Raw genomic sequence first — 20,627 nt, forward strand, 5'->3', positions numbered from 1 at the left:
CCCGTCCATGAACCGCGGTCATGGCGCTTGTGGTGCAACCGGAGGCCTCTGTAGCCGAAAAATGGTCCTCGACCAATCGAATACGCAGCCAATTCGCCCGGATTAAGGCGGCGGAACGGCGTCCTTACCAATTGTGGTTACTACGGAAAACGCGCGTGTACGGCCCGAAAAGTCCAGCGTTTCGGAAAGCCAAAATCAACAGATTCCGCAACCAAAGTCAGGAAACGTCGGGACCATAGGCCGGGGCGATCATGCCGCCCACCATGCCCGCGCCGGCCTCGACATTGGCGCGGGGACGACGTGCCGGCTCGGCCTCGACCACCCGCCAAGCGCTGCGATCGGCCAACAGGGCGGTCAGCACGGCGTGGTTCAGCTTGTGGCCGCCACGTACCGAACGGTAGGCGCCGAGCAGCGGCAGACCAGCCAGGGTCAAATCACCGACCGCATCCAGCGCCTTGTGGCGGGCGCACTCGTCGCTGAAGCGCAGTCCTTCTGTGTTGAGCAGGCGGGTTTCGTCGAACACCACCGTATTCTCAAACGAGGCGCCACGCGCATAGCCGGCGCTCCAGAGCCGTGCGACGTTGTTCATGAAGCCAAAAGTCCGGGCGCGGGAAATCTCGCGGCGGAAGCTTTCGGGGCTGAGATCGATGCAATATTTCTGGCAGCCGATCATGGCGTTGTCGAAGTCGATCTCGACCTCGACGCGGAACCCGTTGCCATGAGGGCGCAACTCGCCAAAACTGTCGCCGATCGCGACCTGCACCGGCTTCAGCACCTGAATGAAGCGGCGCGAGGCCGACTGGGTGACGACGCCGGCCTGGTCGATAGCGGCAACGAAAGCCGCCGCGCTGCCGTCCATGATCGGAACTTCGGGGCCGTCGACTTCGATGATGGCGTTGTCCACACCCATGCCGCGCAGGGCAGCAAGGACATGTTCAGCGGTGGAGACCAGCGGCCCCTCGCGGTCGCCAAGAACGGTAGCAAGGTCGGTGGCGGTTACGGAGGCGGCTACTGCGGGAACCTCGCGGTCGGCCTCGTCCAGGCCAGTACGGACAAAAATAAAACCCGCATCCACAGGAGCAGGTCCAAGCGTCAGGCTGACAGGTAATCCGGAATGAACGCCAACGCCCGTTACGGTGGCTTGCGACCGAAGCGTGGTTTGGCGGCTGAATTTCATCGATAACTGCCCACTACCCGACTTAACCTAAAGACGGGAACCGCGCGCTAGCGCCGATTCGCGTTCTAGGCATCCCCAAAGTCACGGCAGACCATAGTCATTGCCCTAAGGCGCACAACTCACGCTTCTTTACGGATTGTTACCCTATCTCTGCCGCATTCGCGCCAAGGGTTAACCAAACTCCGACACGGCCAAACGCTGTTCGAGCTTCGGTATCGGATCACGAAATGAACAATTAATCATTTAAAATCAGTTGGTTGGCCTACCCGCTGAACCTCGGCACCAGGCCAAAGAGAAGGGCCCCGACTGTTCCAGCCGGGGCCCCTTGGATCACCTCGATTGTAACAAAAGCTCAGTTGGCCTGGCGTCGGAGGAAGGCCGGGATATCAAGATGGTCGTCTCCCTGTGGCGCCGGCGCAACAGGTGCCGGGCGGCCATGGGCGTCCAGACCTTGCGGCGCCGGGCGCTTTGCATACTCCGATACCGGCTCGTGATTCGCCATTTGCTGGGCGACGGTGCGCTGCGGCTTGCGTTCGGGCAGCGGCGCCATCGACGGGCCGGAGGCACGTGCCGCGATCGGCGGCTCGGTCTCTTCGTCGCGGCGGCCGAGGCCGACATTGGCGAGCCGCTGCAACAGCGACAGCCGCGTCTTCTGCGGATGCTCCTCCTCAGGCTCGCCGCGGGCGTGCCGGATCTCGGCCTGGGCGGGCATCGGGAGGTCTTCGAACTTCGGCATCCGCGGCGTGCGGGCCGGCGCACGTTCTGCCGCCTGCGGGATGAAGGTTTCGGGCGCCGGCGCCTCCGGCTCGACGCGGGCGGCCTCCTTGTGATCCGGGAACAGCGTCGGCTTTTGCGCGATCGGGCGAACCGTGACGTCGCCATAGGAGGCTGGCTGGATCGGGGCCTGTTGCGGCGTCTCAACCGCCGCGGCGATCGCGGCGAGCGCTGCTCGTTCGACGTTGCCGCGCTGCGCCGGCGCGGCGGCAGGTGCCGGAGCAACCGCCTGCGCCGCAGCCGCCGGCTCGAGCTTCTGGGCGCGTTCGGCCAGGCGCGCATTGTCGGCGCGCAGGCGAGCGGTCAGTTCGGCCAGCCGGTTGTCCGGCGTAGCGGTGATGGGAGTGGCGGTGGCGCTCGCGGTGGTGGCGGGAGTGCCGGCGTTGCGCGCAATCTGCGACTGGTCGATGCCGGTCGCGACCACGGAGACGCGGATGATGCCGTCGAGCGATTCGTCGAACGTGGCGCCGACGATGATGTTGGCGTCCTGGTCGACCTCCTCGCGAATCCGCGTCGCGGCTTCGTCGACTTCGAACAGCGTGAGATCCTTGCCACCAGTGATCGAGATCAACAGGCCGCGCGCCCCCTTCATCGAGCTGTCATCGATCAGCGGGTTGGCGATCGCGGCTTCGGCCGCAGTCAGCGCGCGCTTCTCGCCGGTCGCCTCGCCAGTGCCCATCATCGCCTTGCCCATTTCCCTCATCACCGCCCTTACGTCGGCGAAGTCGAGATTGATCAGGCCTTCCTTCACCATGAGATCGGTGATGCAGGCGACGCCCGAATAGAGCACCTGGTCGGCCATCGCGAAGGCGTCGGCGAAGGTGGTCTTTTCGTTGGCGACCCGGAAGAGGTTCTGGTTCGGGATGATCAAAAGCGTATCGACCACCTTGTGCAGCTCGGCGATGCCGGACTCGGCGGTGCGCATGCGGCGCTGGCCTTCGAAATGGAACGGCTTGGTGACGACGCCGACGGTGAGGATGCCCATGTCGCGCGCGGTCTTGGCAATCACCGGAGCGGCGCCGGTGCCGGTGCCGCCGCCCATGCCGGCGGTGACGAACACCATGTTGGCGCCCGAGAGATGGTCGCGCAGCTCGTCGATCACTTCCTGCGCCGCCTGCGCGCCGACATCAGGCTGGGACCCCGCGCCGAGGCCCTGCGTCACCTGGGTGCCCATCTGCACGATGCGCTGGGCCTTCGACATGGTCAGCGCCTGCGCGTCGGTGTTGGCGACGACGAAATCGACCCCCTGCAACCCGGCAGTGATCATATTGTTGACGGCATTGCCGCCTGCTCCACCGACGCCGAAGACGGTGATCCGCGGTTTCAGCTCGCTGATGTCAGGGGGGGTCAGATTGAGTGCCATGGTTGCCTCTCTTACGACGCGCGCGTTGGTTCGCCCCGGCCGGCGGCCGCGGGATTTGGTGAAAATCGTTTGGTCACAGGACCGGTCATCAGAAGCCCTCCCGAAGCCATCGTCCGACCTTGCCAAAATAGCCGTCTGTCCCTGTCTTGAGCTGCCGCGTATGCCGCGGTTCGACGTGTTCAAGATGAGCGTATTGCGGATAGACCAGGAGGCCGGTGGGAACCGCGAACGAGGCGCTCTTGGCCTCGTTGGGCAGCCGGCCGAAACCGAGCGGACGGCCGATCCGGACCGGCCGGTTGAGAATGCGCGTGGCGAGTTCGACGGTGCCGGTGAGCTGGGAGGCCCCGCCGCTCAACACAACCCGCGCCCTCGGCTCTGCCGCAAAGGGGGAATCCGCGAGCCGGTCCCGGACCATTTCAAAAATCTCCTCGGCGCGATGCCGGACGATGTTGGCAATCGTGGCGCGCGAAACGATCTGCGGCGCATCGTGTTCCTCGCCCGCAGTCGGTACAGACATCAGCTCGCGCGCGTCGGACCCGCCGGTCAACACGGTGCCATATAACGTCTTGATTCGCTCGGCATCCGCAATGCATGCTCCGACGCCGCGTGCAAGATCCATTGTCACGTGCTGGCCGCCGAGCGCAAATCCGCTCGCGTGCACGAAGCGACCGCCGGAATAGGTCGCAATCGTGGTCGATCCGGCCCCCATTTCGACCACGGCGGCGCCGAGATCGGCCTCGTCGTCGGTCAACACGGACAGGCCTGCGACATAAGGACTCGCCGCCATGGCCTCGACGTTGAGGTGGCAGCGCTCGACCACCAGCATCAGGTTACGGGCGACGGTGGCATCCGCCGTCACGACTTGCATGTCGACGCCGAACTGGCGCGCAACCATGCCGCGGGGATCGCGGATGCCCTTGACGCCGTCCAGCGCATAACCAACCGGGAGCGCGTGCAGCACCGTGCGGCCCTCGCCGGTGGCGTGGCGCATGCCGGTGGAGGTTACCCGGGTAACGTCATCGGCGGTAACGGCACCGCCCCTGATATCGGCGGCCGCCTCGACAAGCTGCCCCTGCAACCGGCCGCCGGAAACCGACAGCAATATTGATTCAACGCGGACCTTGGCCATGCGCTCGGCCAGCGCCACCGCCTGCCGCACCGCCTGCTCGCATTCGGCGAGATCGACCACGGCGCCTGCCTTGACGCCGCGCGACTGGATCTGGCTGTAGCCGATCAGTTCCACCGCATGGGTACGGCCGCGCAGCGCGTCGCTCGGCGGCGACGGCTTGAGCCGCGCGATCATGCAGGCGATCTTGCTGGTGCCGACATCGAGCGAAGCCACCAGCGCCGTGCGCTTGTGGTCGACGGGACGTGTCTTCGGGGTCTGGTTGCGATCGAGGCCGGTCATGCTGAATCACCGGCCTTCTTCTTGGTCTTCTTGTCCTTGAACAGTTCTTCGCGGGCCTTGGCCGCCTCTTCCGACAATTGCACCGTCAGCCGGTCCGGCAGGCGCATGTCAACGGCGACGATGTCGCGCGAGAACAGCCTGTCCTCCTTGTCGAGCTTGCTCAACATGGCAAGCGCGTTGCCGACGTCGTTCTCGGGCAGGCGAATGTCGAGGCCATCCTTCAGCCGCAAATTCCAGCGCCGTTCGCCGACCAGGATTGCGGCCTTGGTCACCGAGCGGACCTGCGGATAGCGCTCGAGCAGCGCGAGGAAATCACGGGCCCTGACATCGGCGCCCTTGCCCACCACCAGCGGCAGCGTCACGAAGCGGCGCGATACATAGGGCTCCAGCACCGCGCCGTCCTCGGAGATCACGGACAGCCGGCCGTCCTGCTGCCACAGCGCGAACGCCGTGCGCTCGACGATATCGATCTGCAGCCGGCCGGGATAAAGCTTCAGGATGGTCGCGTCTGATATCCACGGATTCGCCTTGAGCTTGTCGCGCAGGGTGGCGGCATCGAGGAACAGCAGCGAGGAGCGGCCATTGACACCGCCGATCGCGAGCACCTCGTCCTGGCTCAACAGCTTGCGGCCGTTGATGGCAACCTCGGTGATGCGGAATCCGGCTGAATTGGCCAGCGCGTTGCGGGTATCGCTGAGCGCAACCATGAATTCGTCAACATGACCGCCCTTGACGATGCCGAGGCCGGCGCTGCCGAGCAGTATCAGAACGGTCAAGGCAATGCCGGTACGATTCGGCAGATAGCGTTCGACCAGAAGGACCAAGCGATTCGGCGGCTCGCGATCGATCACAGGCTTCGCCGGAACACGGGCGCGACGGCCCAGCCGCTCGCGCAGCAGCACGACCGCTCCAATAGCGGCTGCCTTCAGGTCAGCCTGGGGCCCCACCGATCTCAGCGACCGCGTGTGGCGTCCTGCACCATCCATTGCACGAGCCTGTCCAAGTGTTGTTCCCGCAAGCTTTTTTGCGAGTCCTGGCTCAGATGACGTCTCGGCCGTGCCGGACTTAAGTGCTGACCTGAAGTCGGAACAGCGCACCCCGGCAGCCAAGCGCCACATGCGCCGCCAGCGTTAACCTTCGTTCTTCCTGGTAAACAAAGTGTAAAAACGGGGGGCTGGTGATGCGCTTTGGCCCGTCTTTTGAGTGGTTTGCCGGACAATTCTTAGGATTTTAGCAACAATTCTCGTGGCGAGGTTAGTTCCGGGTTAACGGCCTGTTAACGAGCCGGCCGGGCCGGTCACGCCCGCCCCCGGGCTGCGGCGTTCGGCCAAGGCGATCTGATCACGCAGGAAATCCGGAAACTCGATCCCCTGGGCCTTGAGCGCCTTCGGGTAGAGCGAGGCCGCAGTCAGCCCCGGCAAGGTATTGGTTTCGAGGTAAACCGGCCCGTTCGCCGAGACGATGAAGTCGGTCCGGGAATAGCCGCTGCAGGAGAGCGCTTTGTGCACTCGCAGCGCTTGATCCTGCAGTTGCGCAGTGATGTCAGGAGAAAAGCGCCCCGGGCAGATCTCCTGAGTCGATTTGAGCAGATATTTGGCCGTGTAGTCGAAGGTGCCCTCCCCCGGGACAATCTCGATCGGCGGCAGCGACATCAACGTGCCATCCGACTGCTCCAGCACGCCGCAGGTTGCTTCGACACCCGCGATGAACGGCTCGATCAGATACTCTTCGATTCTAGCGGCGTTGCGGACCGCGACCAGGTCCTGCTTGGCGTTGACGAAGATCAGGCCGTAGCTCGAACCGTCTCGCGCCGGTTTAGCGATCAGCCTGCCATATTCGGCAAACGCAGCGTCAAGGTTTTCCAGGGCGACGCCGGCCGGAGCCGCGACACCGGCAATTGCCGCAAACCGTTTCGCTGCGACCTTGTCAAAGGCGAGGTTCGACGATGCCGAGCCAGACCCGGTGAAGGGAATGCCGCGCATTTCGCACATCGCCTGCAGTTCGCCGTTCTCGGCACGGCCGCCGTGGAGCCCGAGCACCAGCACACGGTCTTCCGCCTTCGCCTTGTCGAGCGCCGCTTCCAGTGCGATGCCGCGGTTGCCCGGTCTGAATTCATCCTCAAAGGGACGCGAATGCTCGAGCAGCGCTTTCGAGCCGACTTCGTGGACAGTGTCGGCCACATGCCAGAACCAGAGATCGGCTTCCGGCAACGCGCGGTGCAGCGCCTGCGCGCTAGCCACCGAAACGAGGCGCTCCTTGTTGGTGCCGCCAAAGAGAATGGTCGTTCGCATGCTGCCTCGCTGCCTCGCTACTTCGCTGCTTCGTCATTCCGGGATGGTCCGAAGGACCAGACCCGAAATCTCGAGATTCCGGATCGCCGCTGCGCGACGTCCGGAATGACGGTCAGACCGGAATCCCGATCCGCTTGATTTCCCAGTGCAGCTCGATTCCAGAATTCGCCTTAACCCGCTCGCGCACGGTTTCGCCCAGCGTTTCAATATCATGCCCGGTGGCGTTGCCGGTGTTGATGAGGAAATTGCAGTGCATTTCCGAGACCTGCGCCCCGCCGACGCGAAGCCCGCGGCAACCGGCGGCGTCGATCAGTTTCCACGCGCTGTTGCCGGGCGGATTCTTGAAGGTGGAGCCACCGGTCTTTTCACGAATCGGCTGCGCGGTTTCACGATGGCTCTGCACCTCGTTCATCCGGGCGCGAATGGTTTCGGCGTCCGTGATCTGCCCGCGAAATCGCGCGGAGGTGAAAATGACTGATGGATCGACGCCGCTGTTGCGGTAGACGAACTTCATGTCGGCATTGGAGAAGACGTGCTTCGTGCCGTCACGGCCGATCCCAGTCGCCTCGACCAGCACGTCCTTGGTCTCGCTTCCATTGGCGCCGGCATTCATCCGTAGCGCGCCACCGATGGTGCCGGGAATGCCGAAGAAGAATTCCATGCCGCCGACATTGGCGGCCGCCGCCGTCTCCGCGACGCGCTTGTCGAGCGCAGCCGTGCCCGCGCTCACGATATCGCCCTCGGCCCTGGTCTCGCCAAACGCCCGCGGCGACAGCCGGATCACCACGCCCGGCATGCCGCCGTCGCGCACGATCAAATTGGAGCCGACGCCGACCACATAGACCGGCAATTCCTTCGGAAGCAGCTTTAAGAAATACGCGAGATCGTCTTCATCCGCCGGCGTGAACAGCACCTGCGCCGGCCCGCCGACGCGAAACCAGGTCAGCTCGGCGAGCGACTGGTTCGCCAACAGCCGCCCGCGCAATTGCGGCATTGCGGCTTTCAGATCGGACGTGAGATCGGAGAAGGTCATGTCGCGCCAATCGTCTCGCGATATGGTTTGAGGCCTTGTCGCGTCGCGTTTGATGCCGTCGTCCGGGGCTTACCCCTCTCCCCAACCCTCCCCCGCAAGGGGGGAGGGAGCCGGCTGAGCGTGCTCACCTCACACGCAGGAAACGCTGCATCGATCGCCTCGGTTAGGAAGGCACTAGCGGATGGGTTCCCTCCCCCCTTGCGGGGGAGGGTTAGGGAGAGGGGTGGCCGCAAACGCCGGCCTTCGTGGCTGCACTTCCCTTCAACGTCCACGACGAGTGCAAGCATCATCACCCCAACGCCTTCAATTCGCCGGGCAGAGCGTAGGCCCATTGCGTGATGTTGCCGGCCCCTAGGCAGACGACGAGGTCGCCGGGGTTGGCGATGCCGCGGACGACTTTTGCGAGTTCCGTCGAACTCGGCAGCGGAATCACCTCGCGATGGCCATGCGCGCGCAGGCCGAGCACAAAATGGTCGCGGTCGATGCCTTCGATCGGCGCCTCGCCGGCCGGATAGACCTCGGCGACGATGACCGCATCGGCATCGTTGAAGCAGGTACAGAACTCCTCGAACAGCGACTGCAAGCGGGTGAAGCGGTGTGGCTGCACCACGGCGATGATCTTGCCGGCATAGGAATCGCGCGCGGCCTTCAACACCGCGGCGATCTCGACGGGGTGATGGCCATAGTCGTCGATCACGGTGACGCCGTTCCACTCGCCGGTACGGGTGAAGCGCCGCTTGACGCCGCCAAAGCCAGCGATCGACTTGCGGATCGCTTCGTCTGAAATGCCGAGCTCGTGCGCCACTGCGATCGCCGCGGTAGCATTCGACGCGTTGTGCCGGCCCGGCATCGGCAACACGATGTCCGTTATCTCGTGCGTGGCCTCCGTCTTTCGGTTGCGGATGGCAACCTTGAACTTCGATCCGCCGGCGATAGGCGTCAGGTCCGTCAGCCGCGCATCGGCCTGCGGGTTTTCGCCGTAGGTGATGATGCGGCGATCCTCGATCCGGCCGACGATGCTCTGCACCACCGGGTGATCGATGCACATCACCGCAAAGCCGTAGAACGGCACGTTCTCGACGAAATTGCGGAACGCGTCCTGGATCGCCTCGAAAGTCTTGAAGTGATCGAGATGCTCGGGATCGACATTGGTGACGATGGCGACGTCGGTCGGCAGTTTCAAAAACGTGCCGTCGCTCTCGTCGGCTTCCACCACCATCCAATCGCCCGCTCCGAGCCGCGCATTGGTGCCATAGGCGTTGATGATGCCGCCGTTGATCACGGTCGGGTCGAGATTGCCGCCGTCGAGCAGCGCCGCGACCATCGATGTCGTCGTGGTCTTGCCATGGGTGCCGGCAATCGCGACGCAGCTTTTCAGCCGCATCAGTTCGGCCAGCATTTCGGCGCGACGCACCACCGGGATGCGCTGCGCGCGGGCCGCCATCAGTTCGGGATTGTCGCGCTTGATCGCGGTCGAGACCACGACCACGTCGGCGCCGTCGACATTCTCGGCCTCGTGGCCGACCGAGACCTTGACGCCCTTCTCCCGCAGCCGCGCGACATTGCCGCTTTCGGAGGCGTCCGAGCCCTGCACGGTGTAGCCGAGATTGACCAGCACTTCGGCGATGCCGCTCATGCCGATGCCGCCGATCCCGACGAAGTGAATGGGTCCGATCTCGCGCGGCAGTCTCATGAAGCGTTCCCTGTCGTCATCAACCGCCTTGTGCGCAATTGCGCACAGGAGCGGATGATCCAGTACTCCGCGACGCCGAGGCTCAAATCAGGCGCCGCAGAGTACTGGATGCCCCGCTTTCGCGGGGCATGACAAGGGGCAATTTTGCGGGCAACTGCCTAGATTCCGGCGGTTTTCATCACCAGATCGGCCAGCCGTTCCGCGGCGTCGAGCCGGCCGACCTGGCGGGCGGCGGCAGCCATCGCGGTCAGCCGGGCAGGCTCGGCGGCAAAGGCGGAGATTTCGGCGGCGAGCCGGTCGGGCGTGAATTCTCCTTGCGGGATCCGCAAGGCGCCGTCCACTTTTGCCAATACGCCGGCATTGGCGAACTGGTCCTGGTCGATCGCCCCTGGCAATGGCACCAAAATCGAGGGCCGGCCGATCGCGGCGAGTTCCGCCACGGTGCCGGCGCCGGAGCGCGAGACCACGAGATGGCTGGACGCCAGCCGCGCGGGCAGGTCGGTAAAGAACGGCGCGAGCTCGGCCCTGATCTTGAGCCGGTCATAGATCGCTCGCACCCGCGCCATGTCCTCCTCGCGCACCTGCTGCGTCAGGGCGATGCGGCTCCACAGCACCGGCTCGAGCCGTTCGATCGCGCCCGGCACGATGTCGCTCATCACCCGCGCGCCCTGGCTGCCGCCGACCACCAGCAAGCGCAGCGGCCCGTTCGGTTCCGGGGACGCGAACGGCTGCGCGGCGGCGGCAAGGACCGCCGGGCGCATCGGCGTCCCGACCGTGGTGGTCTTTCCCGCGAGCGAGGGATCGCGATCGAGCACGCCGGGCAGCGAGGTCGCGATCGCATTGACGCGCCTGGAGAGAAAACGGTTGGCGCGGCCGAGCACGGCGTTGGCATCATGAATGATGCCGGGCACGCCGAGCAGCCGTGCGGCGATCAAGGGCGGCAGCGTCGGATAGCCGCCGAAGCCGACCACGGCCGCGGGCTTCAGCCGTCGAACCAGGTTGAGCGCTACGCCCGTTCCGTAGCCGAGCATGATAATGGTGCGCGCCAGCGACAACGGATTACGGCCGCGCACGGTCTCGCTCGGCACCACGTCGATATTGTCGCGGGTAAAGAGCCCGCTATAGCGCAGCGCGCGGGCATCGGTCGCCAGCCGCACGCGCAAGCCCCGCTTGATGAGCTCACCCCCGAGCGCTTCAGCGGGAAACAAATGGCCGCCGGTGCCGCCGGCAGCCAGCAGAATGAGAGGCGTGTTGTCCATGGCTTCAAATAGCCGACGCCGCAGCGCTAGTCACGCCCTCAGGCGTAGCCGCGCGCCACGCCGGCCGCGTTCATCGATTCCACTTCGGTGCGCGGGCGCTGTCGTGTCAGCGCCAGCATCATGCCGACGCCATAGGCCAGCGAAATGATCGACGAGCCGCCATAGGAGATGAAGGGCAGCGTCATGCCCTTGGCGGGGATCAGTTGCAGATTGACCGCCATGTTGATGGCAGCCTGCATGCCGAACAGGATCGCAAGTCCCGACGCCGCAAAGCGCGAGAACATGTCCTCGCTCGCGTAGGCCCGCGTCAGCGTGCGGATTACGACGAAGGCGAACAGCCCAACCAGCGCCAGGCACAGGATGATGCCGAACTCTTCCGCCGCCACCGCGAACACGAAGTCGGTGTGGCTGTCCGGCAGGCTGCGCTTGGCGATGCCTTCGCCGGGGCCGAGCCCGAACCAGCCGCCGTTCCAGAAAGCTTCCATCGCCATGTCGACCTGGAAGGTGTCGCCGGATGCCGGATTCAGGAAGCGCCTTATACGGCCCGCAACGTGCGGAACCAGCAGATAGGCGCTGAACAACCCGGCCATCGCGGCGCCGGCAAGGCCGGCCACCCAGATCATCCGCATGCCTGCGATGAAGAACAGCGCGCCCCACACCATCAGGATCAGCATGGTCTGGCCGAAATCCGGCTCCATCACCAACAGCGACACCAGCGTCAGCAGCAGCACCATCGCCATCGAGGTCGCCGGCATTTCCGGCCGCTTGGTCGATTCCGCAAACAGCCACGCCGCCATCACGACGAAGGCGGGCTTGGCGGATTCGGACGCCTGGATGTTGACGCCGAGCAGCGTGATCCAGCGCCGCGATCCCTTCACCTCCGCACCGAAGACGAGCGTCGCGACGATCAAGAGAACGCTCACCACGAACACCAGTAGCGCAAGACGGCGGATCTGCCTCGGCGACAGGAACGATACCCCGATCAACACCAGGAGAGACGGCAGCAGGAACAGCATGTGCCGGCTGAAGAAGTGGAACGGATCAAGCCCGATCCGCGTCGCCACCGGCGGGCTCGCCGCCAGCGACAGGATGACGCCGCCCAGCATCAGCGCCATGATCGCGCCAAGCAGCAGCTTATCCACGGTCCACCACCAGTCCGAAAACGGGGTGCGTTGGTCACGGGCGAGCATGGGCGTCCCCAAAATGGCAGAGGTAACGCCCATTGGTGGCGCAGGATGGTTTATGAGGGGTTAACGAATTGCAGATGATTTAAGCGGGATCTCGTGCCCCGGACGCAGCGCAGCGCAGAGCGGTGCGCTGCAGAGCCGGGGCCTATGCCGGCGCGGGTCCCGGCTCTGCGTCGCGGCATTACATGCCGCAACGCGTCCGGGACACGATAGCTCCACCCATCCTACCGTTAAATTACTTCATTCTTGTTTCGGCCGTAATCAGCTCTTTGCCGTCCATGGTCGTGATCGCCAGTCGCACCTGATCGCCGCTGCCGCCGGCATGAATCGGCGCAGAAATGCGATTTCCGTTCTTCGGATCGGCTTCCACGGTGCCGTTGAACAACATCGCATCGCCGCGCTTCAACGTTACACGCAACAGCGTGGCCGGCTCGATACTGAAGAATTGAAGATTCACATCTGGGGCCGTGGCCGAGAAATTAATCAGGATATTCTCGTTCGCATTTGTCACGTTGCTCATGCCGACGATCGGACTGTAGGTCTCCGGGATCGACACCTCGCCGCGCGGTGAAAGCTTGGCGCGGTGGAAAAACTGGTCCGACACGCCCGCCCACAATTCGACGTAGGGCCGCGCTTCGCTCGGGTCCTTGCGTGCGTCGGTTTCGTTCGTGAACGACGGGAATCCCCACGTCCACATCTTCAGGCCCGGCGTGATCTTGTTGTCGGCGATGCGGATGATCCCCTCTTCATTGTCGTGGTTGATCACACCCCAGAAGTTCCCGCCTTGCATATCGGGCGCCGCGTACGCGATGCCCATCGTCGGCCAATTCTTGAAGTGGCGCAGCTTTTCGAAACGGCTCCTGCCCGGCGATGTGCTCTCGTCGCCGTCGGACAGATTCTTCGACCAAGCGGGCGTGGTGTAGGCCTCGATCGGCGCGATGATTTCGGCGCCGCCGGTTGTCTTGGGATTCTTCGGGTCCGATCCCGGTGCAAGCGTCGTGCAGGTCCAGTACTCGTAGTCGATCGTCTGAGCTTGCGGATTTTTCAGCACCACGCGCGTGTCCAGCGCCGCGCGATCGGCTTTCAGCGTGACATAGTAAGTTGCTTCGATGCCCGTCGTCCCCTTGAAAAACTGCTTTGGTGCCGCGGAATAGGCGAAATCATCCTTGAGCGACATCGACACCGTCATTTCGCTGGCATTCTCCTTCACCACCTTGAAATCCCACGGCTTCAGCCATGCCCTGCCGTGTTCAGGATCCGGGAAGGTCGGGAAGATGCCGCCATACACCATCAGCCAGTCGTAATAAAAATTGCCGGCCTTCATCCCGTAAGGCACGCCTACTTCGGTGCGATAAAGTTGTTCGTGGCCGGTTGGCTTGTAAATGAGGGAAAGAATGCGTCCGCCAAATTCGGGCAACAGCGTTACCTTCAGATAACGATTCTCGAGCACGTAGGTCTTGAACGTGCGATCGACGATGATCTTCTTGTCGAGCGACCCGCTGACGAATCCGCTCTCCGCATCGGTCGCGTACCTGACCGTGCTCCACGAAATCGTCGACTCGCTGAGAGTCACACTGTCGGATATCGGCGACGCCGCATCCACGGCGGAATGAAACGCGAAGGCCGCCAATAGTGCAGCCGCGAAACGAACACGGGTGCGTGCGGGAACATGAGTTGCCATTTACGACGGCCTTCGAATGAGCAGGAGCGACCATCCAGCACGCCCGCGACAATTTCGAAATTGCGGCATGCCGGCTCATTCAGCCTAGAGCAATCCCTTCAACATAGGCACCTCCGGCACGTCGGAAACCCGGTCTCGCGCCGCGCGAAGCAGATCCTGATCGGCTTTAGGAAGAGACGGCAAATCACCGTCCTTAAAGAAACCCAGGGCCCTGAGAGGAAGTGCGGGATCTCGTCGGTAGTTTACCGCAAACGCCCCCAACGCCTTTTCCAGCGAAACACCCGCCGCGAGCATTGCAGAAATGTCGCGATAATCCTTGGCTTCAGCGCGATCCAAAATCGCCTTCAGTTTGGTGGCAAGCAGGTCTTCGAGCGAGGCTACGAACAGCACCGAATCCCGTGTTCGAAGCGGATCGTTGATCCGCCCAAGCGCGAGCCCGCCAAAGAAGGATACCTTAACCGATCCGGACGACATCGGCACGTCCATGACCAGGGAATTTTTGTCTTCCTGAATAGTCCGTGCATTCCGGACAAACTGAAAACTTGTCTCGATGCGCGCTTTGTCCAAGGGTTCGGCCTTGAAGAAATCAAAATCGATCGAGACGCGATGACCCAAGTGGAGCGCAACGGCAGTACCGCCATACAGCACGAACGACAGATCGGGTGCCGGAGCCAATTGAGGCCAGATCTCCTTCTGGGCCGACGGAAGGATTTCGATGCGGGGTTCAAACGGATCCGGCATCGAACGATCTCACCGGAGCGGCGTCGGGTATCCGGCGGCCGGTTGCGTGCATCAAGCGGCCACGCCAAAACTCCCATGACCGCTCATCGATCCACCCCGGCTGCGCCTGAAGCATCGTTTCGGCAAGTCGATCGTAGCCAACCATCTGCTCCAACCGCCTCACCTCCTCAAAACCCGCCATGCTCATCGCCTGGGCGAGAATCCTGATATCCGAGCGGGGCTGAGGACCAACAGGCTCCCACCAAAAAAACTTCCTCTCCAGATCAGAAAAAAACTCCTTGGGGAGGTCGCGGGTCGGTGAGGTTTCCATGGCAATAAGTTTAGCACGAGCCGCCAAACTAAGCCAGCCGGGCCCAAGTGGAGCCGACGGTTCGGCCCTCACACCACCGGCTTCACGCCCGGCAGCGCCGTCACCAGATCGCGGAACGCGGCACCACGAATTTCGAAATTGCGGTACTGGTCGAACGAGGCGCAGGCCGGCGACAACAGGACAACGGGATCGACAAGCCCTGACGCCTCGGCATCGCGCGCCGCGTTCGCCACTGCCACATCGAGCGTCTCCGAAATCTCGTGCGGCACGCGATCGCCGAGCGTGGCGGCAAACTCCTGCGCGGCCTCGCCGATCAGATAGGCTTTTCGGATCCGCGGAAAGTATTCGGTGAGCCCCGTGATGCCGCCCTGCTTCGGCTTGCCGCCGGCAATCCAGAAGATGTCGGCGAAGGACGATAGCGCATGCGCGGCGGCGTCGGCATTGGTGCCCTTGGAGTCGTTGACGAACAGCACGTTGCCGCGGCGGCCGACTTGCTCCATGCGGTGCGCGAGCCCCGGAAAGCTGCGCAGGCCGTTCTGCAACGTCTCGGTCGAAATGCCCATCGCCAGCGCGCAGGCCGCGGCACAGGCCGCGTTCTGCGCGTTATGCAGGCCGCGCAGCGAGCCGATGCCGCCCAGCCTTGCGATCTCGTTGCGCGCGCCGCCGGAGGCCTGCACGATGGTTTCGCGCTCGACATAGACGCCGTCGGGCAAGGGATTCCTCACTGATATTCGCACCACACGCTTTCCCGCCTGGTCGAGGCGGTCGGCGATGTTGCGGCACCAGATGTCGTCGACGCCGACGATGGAGGTGCCCTGCGGCTGCACGCCGGCGACCAGCCGCGCCTTCACGGCAGCATAGTTATCCAGCGTGCCGTGGCGATCGATATGGTCCTCGCTGACATTGAGCAGAATGCCGACGGAGGGATCGAGCGAGGGCGCGAGGTCGATCTGGTACGACGACATTTCCACCACATGCACGCGTCCCATCCGCGGCGGCTCCAGCGAGAGGATCGCGGTGCCGATATTGCCGCCCATCTGGGTGTCGTAGCCCGCGACATCAATCAGATGCGCGATCAGCGCCGTCGTGGTCGACTTGCCGTTGGTGCCGGTGATGGCAACGAACGGCGCATCCGGCGCGTGACGGCGGCGCTCCCTGCAAAACAGTTCGATGTCGCCGATCACCTCAACGCCGGCCTGCCGTGCCATCAGCACGGACCAATGCGGCGCCGGATGCGTCAGCGGCGCGCCGGGGGTGAGGACCAGGGCCGAGAAATTCGACCACGATACGGTGCGCAGATCGGCGGTGGTGAAACCGGCCTGCGCCGCCTTGGCGACATTGTCGGCGCTGTCGTCGCCCGCGATCACTTCCGCGCCGCCGGCCTTGAGCGCATGGCAGCTCGCCAGGCCCGAACCGCCGAGGCCGAAGACGGCGACCGTCTTGCCTGCGAAGGAAGTGACGGGGATCAAGCGATCACCGCAGCTTCAGCGTGGAGAGGCCGGCGAGCGCCAGCATCACCGAGATGATCCAGAACCGAATCACGATCTGCGGTTCGGTCCAGCCCTTCTGCTCGAAATGATGATGCAGCGGCGCCATCCGGAACACGCGTTTTCCGGTTAGCTTGAACGAGGCCACCTGCACGATCACGGAGACGGCTTCCAGCACGAACAACCCGCCGATCACGGCGAGCACGATCTCGTGCTTCACCGCGACCGCGGTGGCGCCGAGCATGCCGCCGAGCGCGAGCGAGCCGGTGTCGCCCATGAAGATCGAGGCCGGCGGCGCGTTGAACCAGAGGAAGCCGAGGCCTGCGCCGAGCACGGCGCCGCACAGCACCGCGAGCTCGCCGGTGCCGGCGACGTAGCGGATCTGCAGATAATCGGAGAACACCGCATTGCCGGTCAAATACGAGATCATGCCGAAACTGGCGGCGGCGATCATGACGGGCACGATCGCAAGCCCGTCGAGACCGTCGGTCAGGTTCACCGCGTTGCCGGCGCCGACGATGACGAAGGCGCCGAAGATCACGAAGAACCAGCCGAAATTGATCACGACATCCTTCAGGAAGGGTACTGCGAGCGAGGTCGACGTCGCATCGCGGCCGAGCCGCACCAGCGCGTAGCAGGCGGCGAGCGCAATCACCGCTTCGATCAAGAGCCGCAGCCTGCCGGCAAAGCCGCTATGGCTCTGTTTGGTCACCTTCAGGTAGTCGTCGTAAAATCCGACGAAGCCGAAGCCGAGCGTCACCGCGAGCACGATCCAGACATAGGGGTTGAGCGGATTGGCCCACAGCAGCGTCGCCACCACGAGGCCCGACAGGATCATCAGCCCGCCCATCGTCGGCGTGCCCTTCTTGGAGATCAGATGCGATTGCGGGCCATCGGTGCGGATCGGCTGGCCCTTGCCCTGCCTGAGCCGCAAATGATCGATGATCCAGGGCCCGAACAGGAACACGAACAGCGCGCCCGTCACCATCGCTCCGCCGGTGCGGAAGGTGATGTAGCGAAACACGTTGAAGAAGCCGCGGAAGATGCCAAAACCGGGAACAGTATTGGAAAGCTCGATCAGCCAGTAAAACATTCAGGTTGGCCCTATCACGCGGCTTGGTTGCGCCGTCTTTGGCGGGAAGCGCTCCGGGAACGCGTTCGTTCCGGGAAAGCCTTGATAATCGTTTTCATCCTCAAACCAAGCAAATCTTGGTCATGCATGGGGTTTGACGAATCGCCTCTCGCGGAGGCAACGGGCGCGCCAGCTTACGCCTTTGCCTGCAAGGCGGCCAGCAGCCTGGGCACAAACTTGTTCACCCAGAACATTTTTTTGCTGCCCTTGACCACCACCACGTCCCCGTCCCGCAGCAATGCGGCGATTTGTTGGGGATCGAGCGTCGCCGGGTCTTCGTGCCAGCCGAGCGCCCGCTCTGCCGGCACGAGGTCGTATAGATGGCGCATCAATGGGCCGACGCAGTAGATGCCGTCGATATCAGGCAGGTCTTTCGCGAGTTTCTCGTGATAGGCGGGCGCATCGGCGCCCAATTCCAGCATGTCGCCGAGAATGGCAATACGCCGGCCTGATGTCACCGGCCGCGCCTTCAGGCTGCCGAGCGCAGCCACCATGCTGGCCGGGTTGCCGTTGAAACTGTCGTCGATCACGGTGATGCCGTGGGCCGCCTGCTCCACGCCGCGGCCGGTCATGATGCCGACATCGCCGAGTTCCTTCGCCAGCACCGCCGGATCGAGCCCCGCGGCATGGACCGATGCCAGCGCGGCCAACGCGTTCTGCAGACGATGCGGCGCACCGGGCGTCAGGCCGAATTCGATCCGGCTGCCGTTCACCTGTGCGGCGACGTCCCAGCTCTCGCCACGGGCGGTATGCCTCAATGCGTGAATATCCGAACCTTCGCCGAAGCGGACGACCTTGCCGCTCCATTCCGGCGCCTCCACATCATCGGGCAACACCAGCACACCATCTTGCGGCAGCCCCTGCGCGATGCTCACCTTCTCGCGCCGGATCGCCTCCAGGCTGCCGAGCTTTTCCAGATGCACCGGCTGCACGTTCACCACCAGCGCGACCGTCGGTTTTGTCAGCTCGCTCAGCCGCGCGATCTCGCCGGTCTGGTTCATGCCCATCTCGACCACCCACACGCTCGCTTGCGGGCTGGCATTGCAGAGCGTCAGCGGCACGCCCCAGAAATTGTTGAAGCTGCTCGGGCTCGCGTAGGCGGCAGGATACGCGGCGAGGAATTCCTTGGTGCTGGTCTTGCCGGCACTGCCGGTGAGCCCGATCACCGGTCCGGCAAAGCGCGCCCGCGCCGCGCGCGCCAGCGCCCAAAGGCCATCGATCAGCGTGTCCTTGACGATCAACTGCGGAACGCTGACGCCGTCGATGGCGTGCGGGACGATCATCGCCACCGCGCCGGCCGCCTCGGCCTTGTCGGCGAATTCCCAGCCGTCGCGCGCGCTGGCAAAACTGGAGATGAAGCCGCCGCTCGGTGTGCCGCTCAACGCCACGAACAGGCATCCGGGTTTCACCAGCCGGCTGTCCTGCGTGACGAAATCAATCGGCGTGTTGGGATATTCGCCTGATAGCCCCAGCGCGCGCGCAACCTCGGCAATCGTCCACAATGGCGTCGCGCTCATTCCACCCTCGCTGCGAGCGCGGCCGCCACCGCCTCGTGATCGCTGAACGGCAAGACCTTGTCGCCGACGATCTGGCCGGTCTCGTGACCCTTGCCGGCGATCAGCAATGCATCGCCAGGCTGCAGCGCCGCGATCCCTGCCCGGATCGCTTCCGCGCGATCGCCGATGTCGGCTGCGCCCTTCGCCGCAGCCAGAATGGCGGCGCGGATTGCAGCCGGATTTTCGCTGCGCGGATTGTCGTCGGTAACGATGACCCGATCGGCATTCTCGGCCGCGATCGCGCCCATGATGGGACGCTTGCCGGCGTCGCGGTCGCCGCCGGCACCGAAGATGACCACGAGCTTGCGCTTCGCGTAAGGCCGCAGCGCCTGCAGCGCCTTGGCCAGCGCATCCGGCTTGTGCGCATAATCGACGAAGATCGGCGCGCCATTGTGCTCGCCGACCCGCTCCAGCCGGCCCTTGGCGCCTTCGAGATGCTCGAGCGCCTCGAACACCGCGGCCGGTTCGCTGCCGGTGCCGATGGCGAGTCCCGCGGCGACCAGCGCGTTCTCGATCTGAAATTCGCCGACCAGCGGCAGCTTGACCGTGTAGTTGCGCCCGCGATGCGTCAGCGCCAGATCTTGCGCAAATCCTTCGACGGTGACGCCAACGAGGCGGATGCCTTCGCCGGCGCCATCCGCATTGCTGCCGACGGCAATGACCCGTAAGCCCCTAGCCTGCGCCGCCTCGATCACTTGCTGCGAACAATCGTGATCGGCCGAAATCACGGCCGCGCCATCAGGCAAGATGAGATCGCGGAACAGCCGCAGTTTGGCGGCGAGGTAATGCGCCTCATCCGGATGGTAATCCATGTGATCGCGCGAAAGATTGGTGAAGCCGCCGGCGGCGATGCGCACGCCGTCGAGCCGGAACTGGTCGAGCCCGTGCGAGGAGGCCTCGAAAGCCAGATGCGTCACGCCGTCGCCCGCAATCTCGTCGAGTTGCCTGTGCAGCGCGATCGGATCCGGCGTCGTCAGCGAGCCGTAGACCGTGCGCCTTTGCGATACCAGACCGATGGTGCCGATGCTGGCGGAGGCGTGGCCGAGCCGTTCCCAGATCTGTCGCGTGAACGCCGCGACCGAAGTCTTGCCGCTGGTCCCGGTCACCGCCGCGATGGTCGCGGGCTGCCGCGGGAAAAATCTCGCCGCCGCCAGCGCCAGCGCGCGGCGCGGATTCGGCGTGACGACGAAGGGAACGCGGGCGTCCGATGAGACACGTTCGCCCGCTACCGCAACCGCACCCGCCTTGACCGCGGAATCGATGAAGCGCGCCCCATCGGTTTTGGTCCCCGCGAGCGCGAAGAACAGATCACCGGGCTTCACCGCGCGGCTGTCGACGCTAAGGCCTTTCACATCGACAGCTTCCGCCTGCGGCTCGATCGCAGCGTCATCGCTGAAGAGGTCGCGAAGTTTCATCTTGTTCCAGTCCGGCCCGGCGCAGTCCGGCGCGCGTGGATCATGATCCGATTTGGATCATGATCTATCTCTATATTGGGAGCATGATCTTGTCGGAAAACCGGTCTCCACTTTTCCGGA

General features: G+C 64.1%; 16 protein-coding genes. All 16 read right to left on the reverse strand.

Annotated features, from left to right (window positions below):
• Positions 1–217: 217 nt before the first annotated feature.
• The 16 genes from lpxC to LMTR3_RS35745 all read right to left on the reverse strand — a co-directional run bounded on the left by lpxC (position 218) and on the right by LMTR3_RS35745 (position 20,507).
• Complete coding sequence (gene lpxC / locus LMTR3_RS35670; protein ID WP_065749604.1) at positions 218–1,177, reverse strand: UDP-3-O-acyl-N-acetylglucosamine deacetylase; 960 nt, start codon at positions 1,175–1,177, stop codon at positions 218–220.
• 352 nt (positions 1,178–1,529) lie between these two features.
• The gene (ftsZ, locus tag LMTR3_RS35675; RefSeq protein WP_065749605.1) at positions 1,530–3,314 is read right to left on the reverse strand and encodes a cell division protein FtsZ; all 1,785 of its coding nucleotides are present in this window, start codon (positions 3,312–3,314) and stop codon (positions 1,530–1,532) included.
• 88 nt (positions 3,315–3,402) lie between these two features.
• Positions 3,403–4,722 (reverse strand): cell division protein FtsA, encoded by a 1,320-nt coding sequence (gene ftsA / locus LMTR3_RS35680; protein ID WP_065749606.1) that lies wholly within the window; start codon positions 4,720–4,722, stop codon positions 3,403–3,405.
• Positions 4,719–5,708 carry a cell division protein FtsQ/DivIB gene (locus LMTR3_RS35685; protein WP_065749607.1) on the reverse strand — a complete coding sequence of 330 codons (990 nt, stop codon included), beginning with the start codon at positions 5,706–5,708 and terminating at the stop codon, positions 4,719–4,721. Before LMTR3_RS35685 ends, ftsA begins: the two co-directional genes overlap by 4 nt.
• 279 nt (positions 5,709–5,987) lie before the next feature.
• Positions 5,988–7,013, reverse strand: a complete 1,026-nt coding sequence (locus LMTR3_RS35690) for a D-alanine--D-alanine ligase family protein (RefSeq protein WP_065749608.1) — start codon at positions 7,011–7,013, stop codon at positions 5,988–5,990.
• A 112-nt stretch (positions 7,014–7,125) separates the two neighbouring features.
• A complete protein-coding gene (gene murB, locus LMTR3_RS35695) occupies positions 7,126–8,046 on the reverse strand; it encodes a UDP-N-acetylmuramate dehydrogenase (protein WP_065749609.1) in 921 nt (306 codons plus the stop codon).
• A gap of 289 nt (positions 8,047–8,335) precedes the next feature.
• Positions 8,336–9,739: a UDP-N-acetylmuramate--L-alanine ligase gene (gene murC, locus LMTR3_RS35700; protein ID WP_065749610.1), complete on the reverse strand. Its 1,404-nt coding sequence runs from the start codon at positions 9,737–9,739 to the stop codon at positions 8,336–8,338.
• A gap of 158 nt (positions 9,740–9,897) precedes the next feature.
• Entirely contained in the window at positions 9,898–10,998 is a 1,101-nt protein-coding gene (murG, locus tag LMTR3_RS35705) for an undecaprenyldiphospho-muramoylpentapeptide beta-N-acetylglucosaminyltransferase (protein WP_065749611.1), read from the reverse strand.
• A gap of 38 nt (positions 10,999–11,036) precedes the next feature.
• The gene (gene ftsW, locus LMTR3_RS35710) at positions 11,037–12,188 is read right to left on the reverse strand and encodes a putative lipid II flippase FtsW (RefSeq protein WP_065749612.1); all 1,152 of its coding nucleotides are present in this window, start codon (positions 12,186–12,188) and stop codon (positions 11,037–11,039) included.
• A gap of 232 nt (positions 12,189–12,420) precedes the next feature.
• Positions 12,421–13,866 (reverse strand): DUF5107 domain-containing protein, encoded by a 1,446-nt coding sequence (locus LMTR3_RS35715; protein ID WP_084030001.1) that lies wholly within the window; start codon positions 13,864–13,866, stop codon positions 12,421–12,423.
• An 84-nt stretch (positions 13,867–13,950) separates the two neighbouring features.
• Positions 13,951–14,607 (reverse strand): nucleotidyl transferase AbiEii/AbiGii toxin family protein, encoded by a 657-nt coding sequence (locus LMTR3_RS35720; protein WP_065749614.1) that lies wholly within the window; start codon positions 14,605–14,607, stop codon positions 13,951–13,953.
• Positions 14,591–14,917 carry a hypothetical protein gene (locus tag LMTR3_RS35725; protein ID WP_141686970.1) on the reverse strand — a complete coding sequence of 109 codons (327 nt, stop codon included), beginning with the start codon at positions 14,915–14,917 and terminating at the stop codon, positions 14,591–14,593. The genes LMTR3_RS35720 and LMTR3_RS35725 overlap by 17 nt, the downstream gene beginning before the upstream one ends.
• 68 nt (positions 14,918–14,985) lie before the next feature.
• Positions 14,986–16,386 (reverse strand): UDP-N-acetylmuramoyl-L-alanine--D-glutamate ligase, encoded by a 1,401-nt coding sequence (gene murD, locus LMTR3_RS35730; RefSeq protein ID WP_065749616.1) that lies wholly within the window; start codon positions 16,384–16,386, stop codon positions 14,986–14,988.
• Positions 16,387–16,390: 4 nt separating this feature from the next.
• Entirely contained in the window at positions 16,391–17,497 is a 1,107-nt protein-coding gene (gene mraY / locus LMTR3_RS35735) for a phospho-N-acetylmuramoyl-pentapeptide-transferase (protein WP_065749617.1), read from the reverse strand.
• A 173-nt stretch (positions 17,498–17,670) separates the two neighbouring features.
• Positions 17,671–19,053 (reverse strand): UDP-N-acetylmuramoyl-tripeptide--D-alanyl-D-alanine ligase, encoded by a 1,383-nt coding sequence (locus LMTR3_RS35740; RefSeq protein WP_065749618.1) that lies wholly within the window; start codon positions 19,051–19,053, stop codon positions 17,671–17,673.
• A complete protein-coding gene (locus LMTR3_RS35745) occupies positions 19,050–20,507 on the reverse strand; it encodes a UDP-N-acetylmuramoyl-L-alanyl-D-glutamate--2,6-diaminopimelate ligase (protein ID WP_065749619.1) in 1,458 nt (485 codons plus the stop codon). Before LMTR3_RS35745 ends, LMTR3_RS35740 begins: the two co-directional genes overlap by 4 nt.
• Between the last annotated feature and the right edge of the window lie 120 nt (positions 20,508–20,627).

Origin of the sequence: Bradyrhizobium sp. LMTR 3 (assembly GCF_001693485.1) — a bacterium.
Lineage (GTDB): Bacteria > Pseudomonadota > Alphaproteobacteria > Rhizobiales > Xanthobacteraceae > Bradyrhizobium.